Source organism: Acinetobacter sp. T63, assembly GCF_053852345.1.
In genome coordinates this window covers 1,570,459-1,593,691 of sequence record NZ_CM132659.1, presented here as the reverse complement: position 1 = coordinate 1,593,691, position 23,233 = coordinate 1,570,459, and the positions used below count along the sequence as shown (strand labels likewise).

The following is a 23,233-nucleotide window of genomic DNA, read 5'->3' as shown; positions in this document are numbered from 1 at the left end:
CCAATCCGTTAATAACTTATTTGGAACAAAGTAAGGCATTACATGCAAAAGCATCAAGCTTAAGCAAAGTAACTAAGACCCGAACAAGTCCATAACAGTTGTGCTGGCGACAATAGCAAGAGTGAACCACCTGATCCCTTCCCGAACTCAGAAGTGAAACCTCTTAGCGCTGATGGTAGTGTGGGGTTACCCATGTGAGAGTAAGTCATCGCCAGCTCATTAATTCAAAATCCCCCGAGCAAAAGCTAGGGGGATTTTTTTATGGGTAAAATTTATCTGGGCTTCCTCATCTTGTTTAAGGTCGCTTTTGATTTTTTGCTGTTCCTTCCTGCTTCTATTTAAATAAATGCCTCATCAGCCAGCGCATAGAACCCAATTTTTATCTAAAAATTAAAGCTAACAATTTAAATCCATATACCTCCCTAGATTCAGCTAAAATCTTAAGATCAATATGATCAAATTACGATTCTAAGAGCACTTTATGAAACTGAATTCATTCTCTCCGATCCCTGAAGATGATGATGAGCTACATCTTCCTGAAATTGTATATTGGGCGTCACTCGGTGAGCTAGAGCAGGTACAGCAAGCCTTACAGCAAGGTGCAGATGCCAATGGTAGTGATGAGGAAGGCTATAGTGCCTTGCAGGCTGCGGCAGAAAATGATCATCTGGACGTGGTGAAACTGCTGATGAGCAAAGGGGCGGATATGGAGCATCGTAGTCCACATACGGCACTGGAACTTGCTGAAATGGCAGGTAATGAGGAAGTGGTGGCCTATTTAAAGCAGCTCAAAGGGCTTGCTTAATTTCCCGATTCTGATAAAAGAAACCTCATCCGAAGATGAGGTTTCTTTTATGGAGGCGATTAAAAATCTTTAGGTTTCAGCTTCCAATTCTTGCACAATCGCCTGGTTAAATGCAGGAATATCATCCGGATTACGTGAGCTAATCAGTACCCATCCACCGGTATTGCAGCGATGGACTTCTTCATCGACCCATTTCGCGCCGGCATTTTCCAGATCCAGCTTGATGGTTTTATAAGACGTCAGGTTTTTATCGCGAATCCGTTCGGCATTAATTAAAACCCACGGACCATGACAGATTGCGGCAATCAGTTTACCTTGATCGGTAAAGTGCTGGATGATTTTATGCGCTTCGGGATTAATTCGAAGCGTATCGGCATTGACCGTTCCACCGGGAATGACCAGTGCATCATAATCTTCCGGATTGACCTTATCTAGCGTTGTTTCCGGTTCGGTGCTTAAGCCCGGTTCTTTATCGGCCTTGACCGTTTGAACTTCTTTTTGTTCTTCTGCTGCATGTATGGCTTCAATGCCTTTAGATTTCAAATATTCAAAGGGTTTGATCAGCTCATCTTGCTCCACACCCTGATTGGACGTAACGAATAATACTTTCTTTGGCATTTTCCCATCCTCGTTTCGTGAATTCTTTTGCTACGTTAACAACTGAGGCTCAAGGCACTGTACTGGTTTTGACGGGAATATGTAATTGCTTGGCAATGATGTAAAAAGCCCCATCAGGAGCTTTTAAAAAATCACAGGATAAAAAGGTTTATAGTGCGCCTTTTAAATCATTTTGATGCTGTTTAACCTGTTTGGCATAACGTTTGCCTTGGCGTTTCATCTTCCAGCTGGAATGATAACCGGTAGGGCCAACATTATAATAGGCTAGGGCTTTGGGCCAGCTGCCGGCTTTCGTGTTATAGCGATTTAAAATGTAAGAGCCGCATTGAATATTGGAAGATTCATCAAACAAATTACTGCCACAGCTTTGCTGCCAGTAACGCGGAATGACTTGGGTTAAGCCCACCGCACCAGCCGGTGATACCACATGACTGCGATAGCTGGATTCCTGGCGAATCAGCGCGGCCAGTAACAGTGGATCAATTTCATAACGTTCTGCATGTTGCACAATCATCGGCGCAACACGGTTAGCGGTGTCAGGTGCAACCGAATAGGCTTTTTGGATCCCGACTGAAAGTTTAGCGGAACGTTTGGCAACGGAGCCGCCCCCTAAAGGTGAGCAGGCAATCAGGCTAAGAGCACTGAGGCCAATAAAAGAGGTTTTCAATAATAATGGGATGGTCAGTTTCATTTTAAAATCAGAAAAAAGCAGTGATGCTGCACCAGATTAGCCTGTGCTCGCGAATATGTTTTAAGGATGTTAGTGAGCTGGGCGATATCCGTCAAGCCAACGGCGGCCTGGAACCGCCGCTGTTTTGTTAAGTTTTCGCTCCAATACTACGTGTTTGAAATATCTTTAGAGTGCATTGGAAGATCATGTTTCTATTTATTGTGCTGTTCATGTTGATGTCACTATGCAACTTTTAGGGTATAAAGCGGCTTTCATTGCATAATCTCTTATATACTTAGATGGTTGAAAATAAAAATATTTATTGGGTAGTTGCATGTTAGAAGTGATTGCACAGTTGTGTGGCGGGATCGGTTTGTTCCTGATTGGAATGACCTTAATGACAGACAGTCTGAAAGAGATGGCTGGGGAGTCATTGCGTTTATGGCTGTCTAAATTTACAGGTTCACCGATTAAAGCCATTTTTTCTGGCATCGGCCTGACTTTGGCTGTGCAATCCTCAACGGCAACCACATTGGCCACCATTGGCTTTGTGAGTGCTGGTATTCTGACTTTTAGTCAGGCCATTGGTGTGATTATTGGCGCCAATGTTGGCACCACCAGCACCGGTTGGATGGTGGCTTTTTTGGGGGTTAAATTTTCCATTGCCCATATTGCCTTGCCACTCATTGGGTTGGGGGCGATCTTTAAATTATTCAGCCGTGGGCGACTGTCTTTATTCGGTTTAACTATTGCCGGTTTTGGCCTGATTTTCTTTGGGATTGACTTGCTGCAGGTGGCAATGTCCGGTTTTGCCGAGCGGGTTGATTTATCGGTTTTTTCCAATAACTCTTTCACCACACAGTTGATTTTAGTGCTGGTTGGGCTGGTGATGACCGTGCTGCTGCAATCTTCCAGTGCAGCCATTACTGCGACCTTGGCCGCTTTAGCCAGTGGTGCGATTGATTTGTCCCAAGCCTTAGGTCTGGTGATTGGACAAAATATTGGTACGGTGGCGACCGCGATTCTGGCAGCCCTGGGCTCGACTGCCAATGCCAAACGCACCGCAGCCGTGCATGTGGTGTTTAACGTGATTTCGGCCGTGTTGGCTTTTATCTTGTTGAAACCGGCTTTTTTGTGGCTGGCGGAACATTCACAGGTCGGCACTTGGGATGATGTGATTATTGTCGCTGCGTTTCATACCGCCTTTAGTGTGCTGGGAACCTTATTTTTATTGCCCTTTTTAAAACAGTTTGAACAGTTGATTGTCGGTTTAATTCCAGACCGCACCCCTTCAATTTTATGTTATCTGGATCAGGCCAGTTTTTCGGTGCCGGCTTTAGCGATTAATGCCGCTTCTAAAGTGATTTATTGGTCGATTGGGCATATCCTGATTTTGCTGAAACGCGCGATTCAGGAAGGTCGTTTGCCCTCCAATAGCGAATTACAGCAACTGGATGAAATCTTAAAACGGGTGCAGCAGTATCTGGAAGATTTATCGGTTAGTGAAAATGAGCTGGATCAGCAGCGTTTAATGGCGATGCTGCGCCTGATGGTGTATTTACGTGTGCTGCGCAGCGATCTGGAAGCGGTGGAACATGCCGAGCATATCCGCACCCAGCCGACTATTTATCAGATGGGGCTGGATTATATTCATGTGCTGGACAATCACTTTCAGTATGTCGATGAGTTTAACCGTCTGACCGAAGTGGCATCTTTAAATCGTGAGCTGTTAAACCTGAAACAATGGGTGGAAGAGCAGCGTGCCGAAGCGCGTGAAAAAGTGATTGAATATGCCACGGTGCAGCATCTGAGTGCGGCACGCAGTCTGGAATTGCTGGCCGCACAGCGCTGGCTGGACCGTTTGATTGCGCATACCCAGCGTTTGGCCAATGTCTTGCAGGAAACCGAGAGCATGCTGGATGATGTGGAAAAGCTGAAATATCATACTGCCACTCAATAGCCTAAGCTATACAGTGATTAACTTCTGCAGCAGAAGCTTTTATACTGCGAGGATGTTTATCACTGGGCAACTAAAATGACACCGGCCTGTAAAATTTTAAAATCCAATAAAATTGACTATAGTATTCATGAATATGAGCATGATCCGAACGCCAAAAGTTTTGGGCTGGAAGCAGCGGAAAAGCTGGGTTTAGCCCTGGCCGAAGTATTTAAAACCTTATTGGTAACTGATGATAAACAGTATTATGTGGCGATTTTGCCGGTGCATGTGCAGCTAAATTTAAAGAAAGTTGCTACTGCGGTGGGCTGTAAAAAACTGCATATGGCAGAGCCTAAAGATGCCGAACGTTTAACCGGTTATCTGGTTGGCGGAATTAGCCCGATTGGGCAGAAGAAACGTTTAAAAACCGTGATTGATCAGAGTGCGCAAAGTCTGGCAAAAATCTATGTCAGCGGTGGCAAACGTGGACTGGACATTGGTTTAAAGCCGGATGATCTGGCCCGGGTGTTAAATGCCCAGTTTGCCGATGTGGTGGATGAGCCTTAATCTGCACTGATTTTATTTTAGCAGCGGATTCAGTTATAAAAACCGGACCACGCCATGAATCAGGGCAGGTCCAAAAATCACCATAAATATGCCAGCCAGTACCATACTTAAGCAGGCGGCCACACCTTCTTCACGATGGCGCATAAAGGCTTTAGAAGTACCAAAACCATGCGCGGCATTACCTAAGGCTGCACCCTGAGCAAAATGTGAATTCAGTTTGAGTGCGAGTAAGACGGCATCTGCTATAAAACCGCCGGCAAAGCCGGTCATCATGGTGAACAGGATTACCAGTTCAACCGAGCCGCCCACCTGTGTGCTTAATTCCATAGCAAAGGGTGTAGAGATAGAGCGCGCCATCAGGCTATACGTGGTTTCCTGATTTAGCTGAAACAGCTGCGCCAGATAAAAAGCACTGATAACGCCGACACACATACCGATCACAATACCCATGCTGATGGCCAGCAGATGGCGCTGAATCAGCGCACGATATTCATAAATCGGAATGGCAAAAGCCACCGTGGCTGGCCCGAGCATCCAGACAATCCAGTGGTTGTACTGCATATAGCTGTTATAGGAAATCCCGAAATAGAGCAGCACGCAGATTAATCCAGCCGGAACTAGAATGGAGGGTAAAAACAGCAGCACCGGATAACGACGATACAGCTGTTTGGCTGCGATATAGCCCAGCAGGGTGAAGATGAAGCACAGGCTTGCGATCAGGTTCATCTTAATCTCCTGACACATATGCGGTGTTGTTGGTATTTTTCCTGAGCCGCTGTTCCAGTTTAAAACCCCAGCACACACTATAGGCTGTGGCGACCATTACCGCACAGGTGCCGAGCGTAATCGAGAGTAGCAGTTGCCAGCCTTGGCTCAGCAGTAAGTCGAGATCATTGATAATACCGACCACACAGGGAATAAACAGCAGCATCAGCTCGGCCAGCATAAAATCGGCGCCTTGCTTGATCCATTGCAGTTGAAATATGCCACTTAACAGCGCCAGCAGTAACAGGATCAGGCCAATCACACCCGCTGAAACCGGCAGCTGGAATATCTGTTGGATCAGCGCACCGAGCCACCAGATCAGGATCAGCAGCGCAATTTGTATGCTGAGGACGGCAACACGGGAAAGAGACCACATCGCTGAATTGCCCTAAAGGTTAAACACGACTGTATTTTAGATTTGACCTGTCTGGATGATTATGAATAATAAAAAAATAATTATGCCTATTGGGAATGATGGTGGATTTAAAAAGTCTGAAAATACTGGTCAAACTGGTGCAATTGCAAAGTTTTACCCGCACAGCAGATGCTTTGTGTCTGACCCAGCCTACAATTAGCAAGGCCATTCGGGGGCTGGAAGATGAGTTGGGCACTGCGCTGTTTCATAAAGGTGAAGCTGGGCGTAAACGTGAAGTGCAATTGACTTACCTGGGCGAGCAGATTTATCAGCATGCGCTACAAATGCTGCAACTGGAGCAGGCGATTTATGATTCGGTGGCGGAAGTTCGTGCACTGGAACGCGGTAAATTGACGCTGGGTTTGCCGCCCTTGGGTTCGGTGCTATTAAGCCGGTTAATTGCCAAGTTTCATCAGCAGTACCCGGCTATTGAACTGAGCTTTTTAGAGGTAGGTGCCAGCGGGATTGAAGCCGCTATTCTGGATAAACAGATTGATGTCGGGATTGTACTCGGTCATTTAAAACCGGCATTGGGCGGAATTCCAATTATGGATTCGCCACTGTGTTTGTTATCTGCCCGAAATTCTGCATGGCAGGGACGCGAAACGGTGTCGTTGCTGGAACTGAAAGATGAGTCTTTTTTACTGTTTGCCGACAGCTTTACTTTAAACCAGATGATTCTACAGGCCGCACAGCAGCTGGGTTTTGAACCGAAAATTGTCTGTAAAAGCAGCCAGTGGGATTTTATTGCCAAAATGGTGGATTCCGGCATGGGGATTGCGCTGTTGCCTCAGGTTTATTGTGAGCAGTTGCCTGCCGAGCGTTATCAGATCAGCCGTTTGTGCCAGCCTGAGCTGAACTGGACCTTGCGAATGGCCTGGAATACGACAGTCGCCATGAGTCCAGCCACCCGGGCCTGGTTAAGAATTATTGAAACGCATCCTGATGAGATTCATTTCTAAAGTAAGAATTAAAGGATTATCGTGTGAAATCAGATTCATCTACAGCGCTAAACCTCTGAACAGATGAATCTTCCTCCAATTACAGGCAATTCGCCGGTTTGGGAATACCGGCCAGACGGCTTAAATGCCGCGCCACCAGTCCGGTGTTAAAACGCTCTTGCAAGAGGGCATTATTAATCTCAGGGCTGACCGTTTTCATCAGAAACTTGATTAACGGGCGAGTCGCCGGAGAATGACCAAACTGCTGATAAAACTGGCGCACAGCCTGCAAAATTTCAAAATGCCAATCTTCCAGTTCCAGCTCCAGGCTTTTGGCCAGCTCTTGCGCTACAGTTTCATTCCAGATGGTGTAATCGACCAAATGACCATCTTGGTCCAGTTCAAGATTCATAACACACTCAAAGCTTGTTTATTTTAAAGAGATACAACGGCTATAAGCCAGACACAGCTCGGCAAAGGTAGCATAGTTTAAACTGTGCAGATGGGCAGGCAATGGCTGGACCAGCAGCTCTAGATCATGCTCCAGTGCAAACAGGGTGCCGCATTGCTGACAAAATGGGTGATCAATGGCCAATACTGCATCACCCATCAGCACCACTGCATCGCCTTCACTATACAGACGTGAAACTTTGTCCAGCATGGCCGGGGTAGTATGGAAGCCGGATTGCAGCAGATATAAAGTATTTTGTGACATAACAGATTCCTTCCGGCTTACCAGTACAGCACGTGGTCAAAACGCTGGATAAAGTCCGCATTCAGTTCAATAAACTCGATTTCCTGCTGCGACTGGCTGACATAAGCTGAATGTTGATGCTGGTGTTCTACCAGAATCGGGCTTAAATCATAAAACTCAAAACTTTCGACCATATTCGAGGCCAGCTTGAAGGCGTGTTTGAGCTGGTCAAAAGCCAAATCGCTTTTGAGCAGACTTAGGGCAGCATTCTGTAATAACACTTTGACTTCACAGCCAAAAGTGGCCAGTACCATAGTCGCAGACAGGCTTTCATGTACCTGCTGGCTGCTTAAATTGGCCTGGCTTAAAATGACGAGTACAGTTTTCACACAATTTACCTTTTAAATGCAACAAATTCTCAAATAGAACCACTTAGAATTGAAGAAGGCGATCTGCAGATTGCACTGCATCGGCAAGTTCGCCCAGACCAACCAATTCAAAGCCCGCGGCTAAATTGTGTTGATGAAGTTGATGACGTTTGGCATTGTCCTGATCGGTAATCCCGCGTAACAGTGCCGCACTGACACAAACCGGCAAACGAATCGACAGTTTTTGCCATTCCGATTTTAACTGTCGCTGATCATCGGGTAGCCATTGTAAATCGTTAGCGACCATAACAGCGTCCTGATAGAAGAACACCCGGAAATCTTCATTCTTGCTCTGCAAGGCTTGAGCCAGACCCAACGCATGCCAGGCATGAATTGAGGTTGGCGCGGAGGTAATTAGTAATAAGGTACTCATCAAAATTCACTAATGAAATGTTCCCGCAACACAGGGGGCATTCAGACTTCATAAGAAAAAGGTAGTATACAATGATTTTAGTGACTGGTGGTTTAGGCTTTATAGGCTCGCATATTGCATTAAGTCTGATGGCTCAAGGGCAAGAAGTCATTATTGTCGACAATTTATCCAATGCCAATTTACAAACCTTAGAACGACTTGAATATATTTCGGGCATGTATGTGCCTTTTGCCAAAATTGATATTCGTAACACCCCGGCCCTAAATAAAGTCTTTGAACAGTATTCGGTTGATGCAGTGGTGCATACGGCCAGCTTTAAATCGCTGGAAGAATCGGTCCTGAAACCGCTTGAATATTATAATGATAATGTCAGCTGTATTATGAGTCTGCTGCGTGCCATGCAGCGTACCGGGGTACGTGTGCTGGTGCATTTATCCAGCTTAACCGTGTATGGCCAATCTAGCCTGCAACTGAAAGAAGATCTGCCATTTCAGTATGCCTATCCGAATCCGTATATCAAATCTCAGCAGATGGCTGAGGAAATTATTCAGGATACCTTTAAAACTGACAATGAATGGAAAATTGCCTTATTGCGTTTGGGTAATATTGCCGGTGCCTTTGAACATGGGGTACTGGGTGAAATGGTACCGCCACTGCCAAAAAATATTGTACCCCTGGCGATGCAGGTCGGGGCGCGGCAACGCGAATTTATCGAGCTGCGTAAACAGGCCCAAACTGAAGACAAGACTGTTGAACGTAGTTTCCTGCATGTACTGGATTGTTGTGAAGCGGTGTCTTTAACCCTGCAATGGCTATTCCAGCAACAGCATGTTTGTGAAGCCTTTAATATTGCCGGCGAGGCGATTTCCATCCAGCAGCTGTTAAATGAAATTTCGAGCGTCACCGGTACCGAAATTAAAACGGTCGATGCTGATGTATATCCCTATGCTGAACTGGATCAGGTCGCGGCCGATATTAGTAAAGCCAAAGAGGTACTAGGCTGGCAACCGAAACGCTCGATTCAGCAGATGCTAGAAGATGAATGGCGCTTTTATCAGCATACCTTACGCGGGCAATGATATATCTAAATATGATAATAATTATCATTTATAATTTTATCCGCCTGACCTAAGATGACTATATTCGCCATAGCCGCTGCCTCAGGGCAGCGTTATAACAGCATTGAGAACAGCAAGAATAGATAGAGGTTGAGTATGCAAACACGTATCGAACACGACACCATGGGCGAAGTTGAAGTCCCGAGTGAGGCCATGTGGGGTGCACAGACTCAGCGCAGCTTACAGAATTTTAAAATCGGGCAGGAACGTTTACCTCGTCCCATGATTCGCGCCATGGGCTTAGTGAAAAAAGCCGCGGCCATGACCAATGCAGAACTGAACCAGATTCCTCAAGAACTGTCGCACTATATTGTTGATGCAGCTGAAGAAGTGATTGAAGGCAAATGGGATAGCCAGTTTCCGCTGGTGGTATGGCAGACTGGTTCGGGCACGCAAAGCAATATGAACTGTAATGAAGTGATTGCCAATATTGCTAACCAGAAACTCGGCAATCCGCTGGGCGCGCAAAAGCCGGTTCATCCGAATGACCATGTGAACCGCGCACAATCAACCAACGATTCTTTTCCAACCGCGATTCATGTCGCTGCCAGTTTACAGATTAATGAACTGCTGATTCCGGCACTGACCCGTTTAAGAGATACCTTGCAGGCCAAAAGCGATGCCTTTGCCGATATTGTGAAAATTGGCCGTACCCATTTACAGGACGCAACGCCTTTAACCCTAGGGCAGGAATTTAGCGGCTATGTCTCGCAGCTCGATCATGGTTTGAAACGTTTGCATCAGGCCCTGGACGGTTTATATGAACTGCCGTTGGGCGGTACCGCTGTCGGTACCGGTTTAAATGCCCATCCGGACTATGCGGAAAAAGCCGCACAGCAACTGGCCAGCCTGACCGGTTTGGCTTTCGTTACTGCGCCGAACAAGTTTGAAGCTCTGGCTGGACGTGATGCTGCAGTATTTGCTTCCGGTGCCTTAAAAACTCTGGCCGTGAGCTTAAATAAAATTGCCAATGACATACGCTGGCTGGCCAGTGGGCCGCGCTGTGGTTTTGGTGAAATCCGCATTCCGGAAAATGAACCGGGTTCAAGCATTATGCCGGGCAAGGTCAATCCGACCCAGAGTGAAGCCATGACCATGGTGGTGGCGCAAGTGCTGGGTAATGATACGACAATTAATGTGGCTGGGGCTTCAGGGAATTTCGAGCTAAACGTATTTATGCCAGTGATTGCCTATAACCTGTTACAGTCGATTCAGTTATTGGGAGATGCCTGCAACAGCTTTAACGATCACTGCGCTGTCGGAATTGAGCCGAACCGTGACAAGATTGATCATTTCCTGCATAACTCGTTGATGTTGGTGACGGCACTGAATCCGGTAATTGGTTATGAAAATGCCGCCAAAGTCGCGAAAACGGCCTATAAAGAAGGGAAAACCTTAAAACAGGTGGCGGTGGAGCTGAATCTGGTCACTGCTGAACAGTTTGATGACGTGGTACGACCAGAAAATATGGTTTCACCGAATGCGAAATAAGTGTTGCATCTACCGGGATGGAATATGAGCAGCCATCCCGGTGGGCTAAAAAATCTTGCTTCATTACAACTATTTCTCCATCAGAACCTGTGCATGAAAGTGCAAAGTACCTATAAAAGAAAACCCAACATATGGATTGCTATATGCTGGGTTAGTTTGCGCTACTTAGTTATTACAGGCCATCTTCTCGTTTTTAATGACCTTGACTGCATCATAAGCCCTGAATGTGACAATAAAAAGAAGTGGTAAAATTCTGGAAAAGAAATGTGAAGTATCTAGCAAAACTTGGCTCTAAATACCACATAGATATTTAAAATTTATGAAATTATTATGATTTAATTTAGGAAAATGAATATAATGCAGGCCGCTGGGAAGCGTATCTCATTTCTTTATTGACTCTTTTGAAACTCTTTTTGCTTATGAATTTTAGATTGTTGGGGGCTGCGGCTCTATTGGCGGGTTTAACCAAAACTGTAGTGGCAATGCCGTTTGATCCTTTAATCGGGACATGGAAAGTGATTGATGATCGAACCGGGTATTATGTGTCGGAAATCGTGATTCGTAAAAACTCCAAAACACAGCAGTATAGCGCCGTGGTGAGCAAAAATTATCCGACAGCGGGAGCGGTGAATCCGGACGTTTGTGGCAAATGTGAAGGGGCTTTAAAGAACCAGCCGATTTTTGGCATGGAAGTGCTGAAAGGCATGACCGGCAACTATAAGCAGTTTAAGAAAGGTCAATGGCTGAATACCCAGGATGGCCGTACCTATACCATTGAAGCGCAATTGAATGATGGCAAAGACCAGATGAAAGTATTTGGTAAAGCGCAACAGAGCAATACAACCAGTGCCATGACCTGGAAAAAGCTCTAATGAGCTTTGGCTGTTGAGCTGATTCTAAAAACCATTTAACTTCGTGTTAGATGGTTTTTTCTTTTTTTAAGAATCTAAGAATTCAAAATATTTCAATTCCCCCATCTTTCTTCCTCTCAATTGAGTTGCTGCATTTTCTCGATCTGCCAGAAAAACCAGAATAATTTTTTAAATAGACATAAAGTTATGTTATAACATAACACTTTTTAAAAAGGGGCTCGCATGAAATACAGCACACTCATGACTTTAATTTTATTGGCGATGCAACAGGCACAGGCTGAAGAGCCGATTACAATTCTGGAACCACTTATTTTTCAGGGGGATGATACTGACAAGAATCTGAATATTGCACTTAAAGAACGCATTGAAACAGCCAATACCTTGGGCGATGCTGTTAAACATATGTCTGGCGTGCAAAGTAGCGCATTCGGTCCCAATTCGGGGGCACCAGTGATACGCAGTTTGAGCGGTCATCGGGTCGGGATTCTGGAGAATGGTCAGGCGATCAATGGAATGAATGCTATCAGCGGTGATATTAATATTCCATTTGATCCACTATTTACTAAAAGCGTGACCGTACATAAAGGGACCAATACTGTGCGTTATGGCGGACAGGCGATTGGTGGTTATGTGGATATAGATTCGGGCATCATCTCAAAAACGCTGGAAGAGAAAAGTGCCAATGTCGATGTAGTATATAAAAAGGGCTTTAACGATTTTAGCGGGCATGGTATTCGCATTAATGTCAATAATCAGGAAAACCTGAGCACCAATATCCAGTTTTCTACCCAACAGATTTCATCTTATAAAATTCCCGGAAAGAGCAAAGCAGCTGTCTGTGATACAGCGATTTTCTCTGAGCGAGGCGGGATTGATTCTGCCTTGGCAAGCGCCTGCCAGCGCGATGCCAGAATTGAACAGGTCTTTAATAAGGCACATCATCAATATTTAAATAAGCATGTTTTAGAAGATATCGCCCAGAATCCTCAGCATTTTTATGATTATTATGATGGCTTGGAGTCGGCCAAATATACTGATCAAGCGGTTTTAACCCGCTATGTGAATGGCGCCTACCGGGAATTTATCAATGATCCCAACCCGGATTATGTGCCCAATACGCCAAAATATGTGGAAAGCCGAACCAATCAGGATGTTACGCCCAATTATCAGAAAAAACTGGGCAATAGCTATGCCAGAAATGAAAATATGGCAATCGGGAGTACCTACTTTTTAGACAATGGCTATATCGGAATTAGTGCCGATTATAAAACCAGTGATTATGGTGTGCCGGGTTTCTCAATGGAAAATAAATCTTTCCAGAGCGCTTATGAAGATGGCTTGCCGGTTACGGTGCAGATTAAACAGAACCGTTTTGCGGTTGATGCGTTACTCAGAGACTCACTGCCTGTACTTGATCATCTCCAAATTCAGGCATCAAAATTATCCAATCGCTCGGGTGAATATATTGGTGCAAGCAAAGCCAATGAATATCAGTTTGATAGCCATGCTGCCGAACTGGTACTAAAGCAGATGCCTTATAAAAATTTGAGCGGTGAAATTGGCACTGCTTTGAATGTACGTGATGTTAAGGGTTCAGGAACACAGCGCTATCTCCCTAATGTCAAAACCACAACCCAGGCAGTATTTATCCAGGAAAAATTGGATTGGGAGCGGTTTTCAGTGGATGCCGGTTATCGTCATGAGAACGTTCAGCATGAGATTCAGGATCAGAGTTTTAAACTGGCGCGTAATGCGGCCAATAGCACCCTAAAAAAATAAATCTTTTGCTCTAAATAGTTTTTATGTCGGTTCGAATTTTAAAGCGACTGATTATCTGGACTTTAGGCTGCAATATTCCAAGTCAGAATGGGCTCCTGAAATTAATGAGCTGTATGCCAGCAATCCGCATTATTCGGTTATGACGCAGGAGGAAGGCAATCAGGCATTGAACAAAGAAAAAATGCAGGGGCTGGAATTAATCACGCATGTGAACTGGGATGCTGCGAATATCGCTGTAGCTTTATATCAAATGGATTTTGAAGATTATTTTTATTTGTCGCATTCCGGTTCATCCATGAGAAACCGTTTACCGCTGAAGTACTGGAAGCAAACCGATACTAAAGTGAATGGTTTTGAGGTGGATATGAACTACACTTTTGATTTAGACCATTTTGGTGAAGTACAGGTCGGTGGTTTTGCTGATCTGGTTAAAAATAAGGCCACTAATCCGGAAAGTTTGCGTTTAAGTAATGATGGCGTGTATTTGCCGAATATGCCGACCAAGCGTTATGGTGCCCACATTGAATGGACACGCGCCGATTGGTCAGCGCGTCTGGCAAGCATTTATTATGATCAACCGCGATATTTAGGAAAAAATGTGTCAGAGGAAGTGCCACTGCCGGCATACAACCTGATGGATCTGGATATTCGTAAAAAAGTGACTTTAAAAAATGCCAGTTTTGATGTGTTTATGAATGGATCAAACCTGCTGGATGAAGAGGCACGTCCACATAATTCGCCCCTGAAATATATTGCACCGTTACCGGGCCGCGCTTTTCAGCTGGGTGTGACCATGCATCTTTAAGGGTGGGATAATCTGAATATTTTCTTCGGATCCATCGGTAGGTGGGCTGCTTGATGTATTGAGATGGATGCATCAGATATTCAGGTTGAGCATTCGCTGTTCGACATCGGTAGGCTCATCTGGAAACAGGTGAGCCTTTTTATGGCTGGTATAAAACCGGCTCCAATAGTGAATCTAGGCAAAAAGGGCAGTCATTTACTTACGTTAATTAAGGGATTCTAGATATTCTGCTGATCACCGAATAAGAAGTCCTCTTAACTTTGAAATTCAACTTAAAATTATAATAATTTTCTATTAATAATTCATTCAAAGTAGACTGGGTTGGCTAATTTTTGGCATAAAATATGTAATATTATGCAAATATATAAATTATAAATTTATATATAATTTCCAGCAGAATCTATCGCTGTAGTTTCTTTCTTTTTTTACTGCCTCCTCCTCTAGGGAGGCATTTTTTTTGAGGAGAAAATTATGCTCCATCTTCTATTCACTTTATTTGGCCTGCATGAGGTGACTGAAATCGACTACCTGCTCGATGAAGAAGAGAATGAAACGTGTAGCAATGGTTTAGATCAAGAGTATTAACAGCGCTCATCCCTATTGCTTCTTTCTCTTGGTCAAGACCTAAAAAGCTCACCCACTGGTTAATGCCAGTCAGTTAAGAGATTGACTGGCTTTTTCTTGGGTATTTTTGAGGTTTTCCTTTTACAACTCTTGGGTAACTCCTCATCCTTCTCTCAGGTATAACATACCGATTAGATTTCTCCATTAAACTTTCCAGATGTTTGGGTAGATTACCTGCAGAAGCCAAAGAGTCGAATCTGAGTAAATTAAGAAGGGCAATAGATGCAATATGAAAACTGATCCTCAACGGGCTTACTTTGGCACGTTGAGCCATATATTTCATTTGTCTTCTTAGAACATTATAAGCAATCAAGACACCCCATAATTCTTGATAAATTAAGTCTGGCTGTTTGCTCCTTAAGTGCTTACCTTCCTGTAAATTGCTTTTAATTTCTCGGTAACACATTTCAATTTCCCAACGTTGAACATATAACTTTGCTAAAGTTCGAGCTGGATATGTCTTTGAATCTAATAATGAAGTGATATAACGGCGGATTTTTCCTGCCTGCTCAACTTCAATTAAACGTGCTTCCCAGTAATCTCCTAATGCTGGATTAAGTTTTTTGGCTCTTGCTGATATTGGCATCCTGATATGAAAATCATGTGGGGAATTCCGTTTAATTATGTCATAACGTAAATTATCTTTAGCTCGCATAAGCCAATGGCTTGATTCTCCACGTGTTTGCCAGCCTATTAAAAAATCAGCAGAGAAATAAGCTCGATCAAACAAAGTAATACTTTGTGCTGGAGGAGATAATTGATTTGCTAATGTGAGTTCACCTTGATCCATACTGCCTATTTGGGCATCTATGATTTCATGAGTATTGGTATTCACTAGACTCGTGGCTCTAACTTGTGGGTAAGGTGCTACAGCAGTTTTACCTTTAGATGAGCCAAAATGATTAAAATTCTCCTTGGTCAGTGGCATAGACCAAACCACCCCGTCAACAGCACATACACTAAGACCTTGAAAGGTTGAATATTGTTGTTGTGATTCATCAAACCATGCTTGGCTGATTAAGGAGAATAAGGCAGCTAAGGGTTCTCGACCTAAACGTTGTCGAGCTTGGACAGCTGCACTAGGAACACAATAATCCTGTTGTACCAAACACGAGTTTTAATTGTTCTACCACATAGCTGATGGGTTGATTGCGAAACAAGGCAAGCCCAAGAACAAGCCAAACCACGTGCTCAGCAGGTAATTTTCTCCTTCTGATCGATGCCTTACCTGTTTGATGCAGAGATGTTTCAATCCAATTTAAGTCAATAAGTTCACAAAAATGGCTAAGTGATGGGAGAGCATGTTCAAGAGTGGATTCTAAATGTTCAGATAAAGACATAAAAAAATGAGCGTATTTACATACACTCATTTTTACTACATTTTTCTAATATTTGCTTAACTGACTGGCATTAACCCACTGGTGGGCTTTTTTATGGCTTTATACATTGCTCCGGAAATTACAATCTGTACAAAAAAATGATCAAAATTGAATGTGAAAGCTACAAATTTGAATGATAGTTTAAATCCAGATCTTCCAATAGGTGAGGTGAGCAATGAAACTATTAGCTTTGATTGGCGTAGGACTTGCAGCAAGTTATTGTTATATCAATATGAAGAACAAAAACTTAAGTCTGTCTAATCTGGATTTCGATGAAAGCATCCACAAAGTCGTTATTCAGGACTTCTGGGTTTAGTGGGTAATTTTTTATTTAGATTATCGAAATGAGATAATTTAAATGAATGTTAATTTTTATGAATGTCATATTATGACAACTTGTAAAATTTCTATTTATATAAAATTTGTATCAGGGCTAACTTTTGATTTTCTCCCAACGCCGTCCTCCAGAACAGGAGGCAGATTATTAAGAGCAGAATATTATGATCCAGTTCCTTCTTTGTCTGTTTAGCTTTCATGGCGCAACTGAAGTCGAATACACGGGTGATGATGAAGAAATTCGGCGCTGTCAGGATTGTCTAAAAGAGCGTGAATAGGCGCTATACCCGCATCCATAGAGCATAGAAAAATTGCCGGCTTGGCTTAGAACGGATCTTTTTTGACTTTTTTAATTTCAAGGGCAATCAAGATTGATGCAAAAATGAGCAGTCCGCCAATGATCAATAATAATGAATCATCTGCCTTGAATCCAACCCAGAAACTCAGGCCACTGCTGACTACACAGCTTAACAGTAGAACAATTAAAATTCCGTATTTCACGATACATCTCACATTAATTTTTTTAATCCCGTGATGATATACCTGTACTATGAACCGCTTGTGAAAGGAAAAAATATAGGTATAACTAGAGGGTCACGCTATACGCAGTGTTGTGATCGCTGGGAGATGAGAAGGTTTTTTTGATGCTTACTCGATGCTTAAGTCAACACACGCCAGGCGTTCACGATGCAGAGGATGATTAATGAAAGGCAAAGGTAGAATACAAACTCGCTGCTCATCGAGCTGGCCTGATCAAGCCTGTAGTAATAGAGAATAAAAACTAAAAATAGGATCGCAATAAGAAAAAGCATCGTTATTTTTTAAGTCTGAGATATCTCAGCATAATAGATGAGAGTGCATTGAAGGCAAACAGTGTGTCATTTTAATATGGAGTGTTCGTGCTTATTGAACTACTAACTACTAACTAGATGTTGATTAATATAAGATTCAAACTCAAGAACCCAATAAAGAAAAGAACCATCTACTAGCCCCGAATCAAAGTTTTTAAAAAGTTAAAAGCCTTCGAACCGTTTAAAGTCATCTTTCCAGATTGAAGAATTTTAGAGCTAAAGCCGTCCTCATGTAGACGCATGGCTTAAATAACATTGAATAAGATGTCATAATTGCTAAAATGCGATTCGTTTTTTATTACAGTTTTACAAGCTAAGAAATAAAGCTTTGTAAAACAGCAATCTATCTAGGAAAATTTTCAATGCTTGATATCTATTTAACGGATGTTCAGAAAAAGGTGCAATTTACCGATTATCCGGGTGAGCATCCTGTTAAATTTATTTTAAATTTTAAGAAAATTTTCCCAAGTGTGATGGAGTTGCTGCTGCCGGTGCTGCCTGAAAATGAAAACCTGGAAGACATGACCTGGGAATCAACCACGGCAGATCTGGAATTGTTTAAATTGCTGCTCAGTGGTTGGGGCCTGATTGAGCTGCGTTTAAATGCTATTGCGAAATATAAAGATCGCGCTTTTGCAGACCGTTTGGTGAAGCAAGCACAGCAAAAACGTCAGGACTATAAAAAATCACAAAGCCAATTGGCGACGGTAGAGCTGGACTATCTGTTTATGCATGAAGTTCATGCGCAAATTGATGCAGAACTGGTCGAGCTGGGTGAAAAATTCTATTTACCGACCCTACGTGAATTGTGGCAGGGTAAAGTGGCGGCCAATGTCTTGAATGCACAATTCTAAACGGCATCTGCATTCTAGAAGTATATAAAAAATCCCCATGTAATAAACTACATGGGGATTTTCTTTAGAAGGTAGATATTTAAAACCTGCTTTCCATCATCCGGTTTTAAAACCAGTCACTGTGCATCGACAGGCAGGTATCATCAAATTCACTCAGTAATTTGGCCTGATGTTCAATTTCCGGTAATTCCCAGCGAATGAAATAGCGCGCCGCTTGCAACTTGCCTGCTAAAAATTGCTGATCTTCTGCCAACTCAGACTGGCCAAACTGCTGTTGCGCCTTGTTGGCCATATCCAGCCATAACCAGGAAATAATCACTTTAGCCATCATATCTAAATACAGGGCAGAATTGGCCAAAGCCTCATTGGTTTGACCTTGCATAAGCGCCTGTCCCAGTTTTTGTGTGGTGCTTTGTACCGTAGCCAGATGTTTGCAGAATTTGCTAGACAGATCCAGAATGGCCGGATGCTGAATCTGTTCCAGCGTGGTGTTGATGCGTTGCATCAGCAGATTTAAGCCTTTGCCATTGTGCTGCCATAATTTACGCCCGAGTAAATCCAGTGACTGAATACCAAAAGTGCCTTCATGAATCGGATTTAAGCGATTATCCCGATAATACTGTTCTACCGGATAATCACGGGTATAGCCGGCACCGCCAAGTACCTGAATTGCCAGATCATTGGCTTTCGGACCATAGGCAGACGGGAAGGATTTGACCACAGGCGTGATCAGGTCGAGCAGAATGGCGCTATCTTCCGAGCCACCGGCCTGATGTTCATCAATCAGTCGCGCGGCAAACAGGCACAATGCCAAAGCTCCTTCTACATAGGCCTTTTGCGCTAACAACATCCGTTTCACATCGCTATGTTCAATAATATTGACCGGTTTGCTGTCGCTATTTTTTTCACTGGCCAGTCGGCCTTGCGGACGGTTTCTGGCATATTCCAGCGATTCCAAATAACCGCGATAACCGATCATCGCGGCACCCAGCCCAACACCGACACGCGCCTCGTTCATCATTTTGAACATATATTTCAGGCCCTGACCAGCTTCACCAATCAAATAGCCTAAGCATTGGTTATTTTCACCAAAATTCAGCACAGTCGATGTTGTCCCGCGATAGCCCATTTTATGTAACAGGCCAGCCAGTTTGACATCATTGCGTTCACCCAGCGTGCCATCTTCATTGGTCAGGAATTTCGGCACAATAAACAGGGAAATGCCTTTGACACCTTGTGGCGCATCCTGAATCCGCGCCAGCACCAGATGCACAATATTTTCAGTAATGTCCTGATCACCCCCAGAAATAAACATTTTCTGGCCTTTAATTTTGTAGCTGCCATCAGCTTGTGGAATGGCTTTGGTGGTCAGATCACCCAGAGAGGAACCGACATTCGGCTCGGTCATGGCCATGGTGCCGGAAAAGCGGCCATTGAACATCGACGGGACAAAGGTCTGTTTCTGCTGCTCGGTACCGAAGGCCTGAATCAGATTCGCTGCGGCGGCGGTTAAAAACGAATAAGCCACGGTGGCAGGATTGGCCGACATAAAATAGGCATTGGCAGCCATATTAATCAGTGTGGGAAGCTGCATACCGCCCTGATCATAATCATGCTGGGCACATAACAGACCGGCCTGGGCAAACTGTTGCCAGGCCTGTTTCACTTCGGCAATGGTATGTACCTGTGTACCATCAAAATGCGGTTCTTGCGCATCACCTTTGGCATTGTGTGGAGCAAAATAGTCTGCTGCAATGCCGCACGCCGTATCTAAAATGCTGTCGAAGGTGGCTTTGTCATGTTCCTGATAACGTTCCAGCTGGGTCAGCTGTTCGGCTGAAAATACCTGATAGAGTAAAAAATCCAGATCTTTTTGATTAATGAGTGCGGTCATGGGATGCCGTTACCTGTTTTTATTGATTGTTCTTAGCTTAACAAGACTTGTATTGGCAGATAAATTGTCAATAATGACACTCAAGGAGCTAAAAACGACATTTGGGAAGAAAGCATGAAGCGGGTTTTTATTCTGGCCTATGATGGTGCACTGGCTTCGGCCATAACCGGTGTGGCCGATTTATTCAGTCTGGCCGGCATTAGCTGGAACCGGATTCAGAAACAGGACATCCAGCGTTTGTTTCAGGTGCAGATTGCCTCGCCACAGGGAAAAACGGTGCAATGCAGTAATGGTTTACGCATTGAGGCGCATCTGGCCTATAGTGAAATCCAGCAGGCCGATTTGCTGGTGATTCCGACTTTGGCCGGTTCCATCGAGCAGATTCTGGAAAAAAATCAGTCTCTCATGAATGTTCTGCAACAGGCCGATCAAGCCCAATGCCTGATTGCCGGAAACTGTACCGGGAATTTTTTTCTGGCAGAAGCCGGAATTTTAAAGGGCCGCAGCGCCACCACGCATTGGGGTTTTAAAGATCTGTTCCAGCAGCGCTATCCAGAAGTCCATTTACAGGCGGATCGCCTGATTACCCAGTCCGATCATGTCTATTGTGCCGGTGGCGGGTTGGCTTGGTTCGATTTGGGCCTGCATTTAATTGAACGCTTTTATGGCTTTGAAATTGCCATTCAGACGGCCAAATCCTTTGTGCTGGATTTTCGCCGTGACAACCAGTTGTCCTATTCCTTGATGCGTATGAGCAAGCCACATCAGGATGGTTTGGTAAAAGAAATCCAGCATTGGCTGGAGCAGCATTTTAGTGAAAACTTGAATATGGAAGATGTGGCGGCGCGCTTTAATATCAGCCCGCGCACGCTCATTCGCCGTTTTAAAGCAGTGTTAGATGTGGCGCCGAATCAGTATGTGCAGGCTATTCGTATTGAAGCTGCGCAAAAACGGCTGGAAGAAACCGAGCAGCCGATTGACCGGATTATGCAAATGGTGGGCTATGAAGATCCGAGTTCATTCCGGCGTTTATTTCGCAAGAAAACCGGCCTAACCCCAATGGAATACCGCCAGCGCTTTGGCCGGCGGTTTTAAGCGTGTTGCTTTCGTTAGCGTGATAACTGTGGCTGCACCTGCTGAGCATGACAACCATGCAGCAGATAATACAGGCCTAAACACAGCAGCGCGGCGATGGCACTATAGAAATACATCTGCGCATAACTAACCGATTTCAGCGCGATTCCGATCAAATACGGCCCGAAGCCCAGCCCGGCATCCAGACAGATAAAATAGGTCGAAGTCGCCAGTCCCATACGTTCCAGTGAGGTACTTTTGACCGCAATAGTCTGACAGACCGATTGAATATTGCCATAGCCCAGACCAAGCAAGCCAGCACAAAGCAGCAGCATACTGGAGTTATGCGCCTGACTCAGCAGAAACAGGGCAATCGCCATTACAATAAAGGCGGGATACATAATGATATTTTCACCTTTACGATCCATAAGCCGCCCGGTAAACGGACGCGAAAACAAAATGGCGATGGCATACATCAAAAAGAATAAGGACGCGGCTTCGACCAGATCAATTTCTTTGGCGTAAAAGTTAATAAACGACAGCACGCCGGAATAACAGATGGAAGCAAACAGCATAATCAGGGAAATCGGCAGTGCATTCTTTTCCAGATATTGGGTCCAGAAGCCAAAACCTTTGCCTGCTGTCGCGGTGGCTGCAGGTTTAGGCTGTGCCAGGTTCGGCATCCGGATAAAACAGGCCACCACCAGACAGCCCAGCGCTAAGGCACTGGATAAGCTAAAAATTGTCTGATAACTGGTGTGCAGCATCATCCAGATCGCAACAAAAGGACCAATCGCCGTACCCAGGGTGCTGCTCATGCTGTAATAGCCAATACCTTCACCACGGCGGGTGGGCGGCAGAGTTTGTGCGATGACTGTGCCGAGTACGGTAGAGGCGACTCCCATCATAAAGCCATGAATAAAACGGATGCCGAGCAGGGCAGTCACCCCCATCTCTATAAAATAGCCTAAGGAAAGCAGCAAGAAACCGGTCAGCCCAAAAAGCAGGGTGCTACGATAACCGAAACGCTGTAGGCATTTGCCTATCAGCAGACGACCAAATAAGGTGCCGACAATAAACAGTCCTGAAATTAAACCGGCTTCGGCAATGCTGGCATTTAATTCCGCCACGGCATAACCGACAATCACAATCACCAATAGATAAAAAATCAGTACCAGTTGAAAATTGATCAGGCCGACCAGGATAAAGTTTCTGGTCCATAGCGGTGCTTGTGCTGAACTCATTTGTCTTCACCTTGTAGGGTCGGTTGTAACTGTTCACTCAGCTGATTAAGGATCTCGCGGGTATGGGCGATGTCCGCAACTGCAAAAGACTGCAGCAGCTGCTGTTCAAACTGATAAATCTGGCTTGAACAATGCTTGAAAAGTTCCTGCCCGTGAGAGCTAAAAGTCAGGCATTTCTGCCGTTTATCGCTACTTTCAAGCTGATGGATTAAACCCAAGTCCAGCAACACCCGAATACGTTTGGTGATGCTCGGTTTGGACACCTTTAAATAGGCGGCAATATCAACCTGGGTACATTGCTGTTTTAAATGAATGACATATAACACCTGCCACAAGGAATAATTAAGCTGATGCGGCAATAACAGAGTATTAACTTCATCGCTGAACAGACGTGCGCAGCGTAATAAGGCGGTACGAAATTTTAAGGGAGAGCTTGGCATAAAAAAAATAGTTAACCAGGGTAACTAAAACAAAGTCAATGTACGCCTGTTCGGAATTTTTTCAAGTAGGGAAGCCAGCGAAGGATTCAAAAAAACAGATGATAAAAGATGAGGGGGCAACGTGTATTGCTATAGATTTGTTAAGCAGCGTTAAGGTCAATCAACTGAACTACAAAAATTCCTCTCATCCAGTCCTGTCTATCCAGCTGATAAACCTCAAGAATAAAAAATCAGCGCTTCTATCTTCCAAAAAAACT

The 23,233-nt window shown here is 44.3% G+C and carries 20 protein-coding genes, 1 rRNA gene and 2 pseudogenes; 11 read left to right on the top strand and 12 right to left on the bottom strand.

From position 1 onward, the window contains the following. The first annotated feature begins 102 nt into the window (after positions 1-102). Positions 103-217 (top strand): 5S ribosomal RNA (gene rrf, locus ACVLR6_RS07745). A gap of 264 nt (positions 218-481) precedes the next feature. Continuing rightward, complete coding sequence (locus ACVLR6_RS07740) at positions 482-805, top strand: ankyrin repeat domain-containing protein (protein ID WP_005178280.1); 324 nt, start codon at positions 482-484, stop codon at positions 803-805. Between the two features lie 69 nt (positions 806-874). Here the strand turns inward: ACVLR6_RS07740 and ACVLR6_RS07735 are convergent, their stop codons facing one another. Both ACVLR6_RS07735 and ACVLR6_RS07730 read right to left on the bottom strand, forming a co-directional pair. Then, on the bottom strand, positions 875-1,423 hold the full coding sequence (locus ACVLR6_RS07735) for a type 1 glutamine amidotransferase domain-containing protein (protein ID WP_455994885.1): 549 nt from the start codon (positions 1,421-1,423) through the stop codon (positions 875-877). Positions 1,424-1,571: 148 nt separating this feature from the next. Next, a complete protein-coding gene (locus ACVLR6_RS07730) occupies positions 1,572-2,114 on the bottom strand; it encodes a lytic transglycosylase domain-containing protein (protein ID WP_005178276.1) in 543 nt (180 codons plus the stop codon). A 313-nt stretch (positions 2,115-2,427) separates the two neighbouring features. Here ACVLR6_RS07730 and ACVLR6_RS07725 point away from each other — a divergent pair, with 313 nt between their 5' ends. Next, positions 2,428-4,053 carry a Na/Pi cotransporter family protein gene (locus ACVLR6_RS07725; RefSeq protein WP_455994882.1) on the top strand — a complete coding sequence of 542 codons (1,626 nt, stop codon included), beginning with the start codon at positions 2,428-2,430 and terminating at the stop codon, positions 4,051-4,053. 75 nt (positions 4,054-4,128) lie between these two features. Further along, positions 4,129-4,599 carry a Cys-tRNA(Pro) deacylase gene (gene ybaK, locus ACVLR6_RS07720; RefSeq protein WP_455994879.1) on the top strand — a complete coding sequence of 157 codons (471 nt, stop codon included), beginning with the start codon at positions 4,129-4,131 and terminating at the stop codon, positions 4,597-4,599. Positions 4,600-4,632: 33 nt separating this feature from the next. Here the strand turns inward: ybaK and ACVLR6_RS07715 are convergent, their stop codons facing one another. Both ACVLR6_RS07715 and ACVLR6_RS07710 read right to left on the bottom strand, forming a co-directional pair. Further along, entirely contained in the window at positions 4,633-5,325 is a 693-nt protein-coding gene (locus ACVLR6_RS07715) for an LrgB family protein (RefSeq protein ID WP_455994876.1), read from the bottom strand. A gap of 1 nt (position 5,326) precedes the next feature. Next, positions 5,327-5,740: a CidA/LrgA family protein gene (locus ACVLR6_RS07710; RefSeq protein WP_005178267.1), complete on the bottom strand. Its 414-nt coding sequence runs from the start codon at positions 5,738-5,740 to the stop codon at positions 5,327-5,329. Positions 5,741-5,841: 101 nt separating this feature from the next. On the opposite strand from ACVLR6_RS07710, the gene ACVLR6_RS07705 reads away from it, so the two are divergent. Then, positions 5,842-6,741, top strand: coding sequence for a LysR substrate-binding domain-containing protein (locus tag ACVLR6_RS07705; protein ID WP_035363092.1), 900 nt, complete (start codon positions 5,842-5,844; stop codon positions 6,739-6,741). A gap of 79 nt (positions 6,742-6,820) precedes the next feature. Here ACVLR6_RS07705 and ACVLR6_RS07700 read toward each other — a convergent pair whose 3' ends face one another. Genes ACVLR6_RS07700 through tusD form a run of 4 tightly spaced genes read right to left on the bottom strand, consistent with a single transcriptional unit; the run spans position 6,821 to position 8,215 of the window. Next, positions 6,821-7,132, bottom strand: a complete 312-nt coding sequence (locus tag ACVLR6_RS07700; RefSeq protein WP_005178263.1) for a TusE/DsrC/DsvC family sulfur relay protein — start codon at positions 7,130-7,132, stop codon at positions 6,821-6,823. Between the two features lie 18 nt (positions 7,133-7,150). Then, positions 7,151-7,435: a DsrH/TusB family sulfur metabolism protein gene (locus tag ACVLR6_RS07695; protein WP_016658053.1), complete on the bottom strand. Its 285-nt coding sequence runs from the start codon at positions 7,433-7,435 to the stop codon at positions 7,151-7,153. 17 nt (positions 7,436-7,452) lie between these two features. Next, positions 7,453-7,803: a hypothetical protein gene (locus tag ACVLR6_RS07690; protein WP_455994871.1), complete on the bottom strand. Its 351-nt coding sequence runs from the start codon at positions 7,801-7,803 to the stop codon at positions 7,453-7,455. A 43-nt stretch (positions 7,804-7,846) separates the two neighbouring features. After that, positions 7,847-8,215: a sulfurtransferase complex subunit TusD gene (gene tusD / locus ACVLR6_RS07685; RefSeq protein WP_005178259.1), complete on the bottom strand. Its 369-nt coding sequence runs from the start codon at positions 8,213-8,215 to the stop codon at positions 7,847-7,849. Between the two features lie 71 nt (positions 8,216-8,286). Between tusD and ACVLR6_RS07680 the strand changes: the two genes are divergently transcribed. The 4 genes and pseudogenes from ACVLR6_RS07680 (at position 8,287) to ACVLR6_RS07665 (ending at position 14,280) form a co-directional block, all read left to right on the top strand. Next, a complete protein-coding gene (locus ACVLR6_RS07680) occupies positions 8,287-9,294 on the top strand; it encodes an SDR family NAD(P)-dependent oxidoreductase (RefSeq protein ID WP_104484100.1) in 1,008 nt (335 codons plus the stop codon). Between the two features lie 135 nt (positions 9,295-9,429). Then, complete coding sequence (fumC, locus tag ACVLR6_RS07675; RefSeq protein ID WP_168414703.1) at positions 9,430-10,824, top strand: class II fumarate hydratase; 1,395 nt, start codon at positions 9,430-9,432, stop codon at positions 10,822-10,824. Between the two features lie 419 nt (positions 10,825-11,243). Beyond that, positions 11,244-11,696, top strand: a complete 453-nt coding sequence (locus ACVLR6_RS07670) for a DUF2147 domain-containing protein (protein ID WP_455994868.1) — start codon at positions 11,244-11,246, stop codon at positions 11,694-11,696. A gap of 222 nt (positions 11,697-11,918) precedes the next feature. Next, positions 11,919-14,280, top strand: a pseudogene (locus ACVLR6_RS07665) (TonB-dependent receptor). Positions 14,281-14,938: 658 nt separating this feature from the next. Here the strand turns inward: ACVLR6_RS07665 and ACVLR6_RS07660 are convergent. Next, a pseudogene (locus ACVLR6_RS07660) lies at positions 14,939-16,244 on the bottom strand (IS4 family transposase). Between the two features lie 1,588 nt (positions 16,245-17,832). Between ACVLR6_RS07660 and ACVLR6_RS07655 the strand changes: the two are divergent. Then, complete coding sequence (locus tag ACVLR6_RS07655; protein WP_104471392.1) at positions 17,833-18,324, top strand: hypothetical protein; 492 nt, start codon at positions 17,833-17,835, stop codon at positions 18,322-18,324. Between the two features lie 106 nt (positions 18,325-18,430). On the opposite strand, the gene ACVLR6_RS07650 is transcribed toward ACVLR6_RS07655, so the two are convergent. Continuing rightward, entirely contained in the window at positions 18,431-20,218 is a 1,788-nt protein-coding gene (locus ACVLR6_RS07650) for an acyl-CoA dehydrogenase (protein ID WP_104471391.1), read from the bottom strand. Positions 20,219-20,332: 114 nt separating this feature from the next. On the opposite strand from ACVLR6_RS07650, the gene ACVLR6_RS07645 reads away from it, so the two are divergent. Next, complete coding sequence (locus ACVLR6_RS07645) at positions 20,333-21,313, top strand: GlxA family transcriptional regulator (protein WP_455994865.1); 981 nt, start codon at positions 20,333-20,335, stop codon at positions 21,311-21,313. A gap of 14 nt (positions 21,314-21,327) precedes the next feature. Here the strand turns inward: ACVLR6_RS07645 and ACVLR6_RS07640 are convergent, their stop codons facing one another. After that, positions 21,328-22,536 carry an MFS transporter gene (locus ACVLR6_RS07640; protein ID WP_455994862.1) on the bottom strand — a complete coding sequence of 403 codons (1,209 nt, stop codon included), beginning with the start codon at positions 22,534-22,536 and terminating at the stop codon, positions 21,328-21,330. Then, entirely contained in the window at positions 22,533-22,976 is a 444-nt protein-coding gene (locus ACVLR6_RS07635) for a MarR family winged helix-turn-helix transcriptional regulator (protein ID WP_455994859.1), read from the bottom strand. Before ACVLR6_RS07635 ends, ACVLR6_RS07640 begins: the two co-directional genes overlap by 4 nt. Positions 22,977-23,233 lie beyond the last annotated feature (257 nt).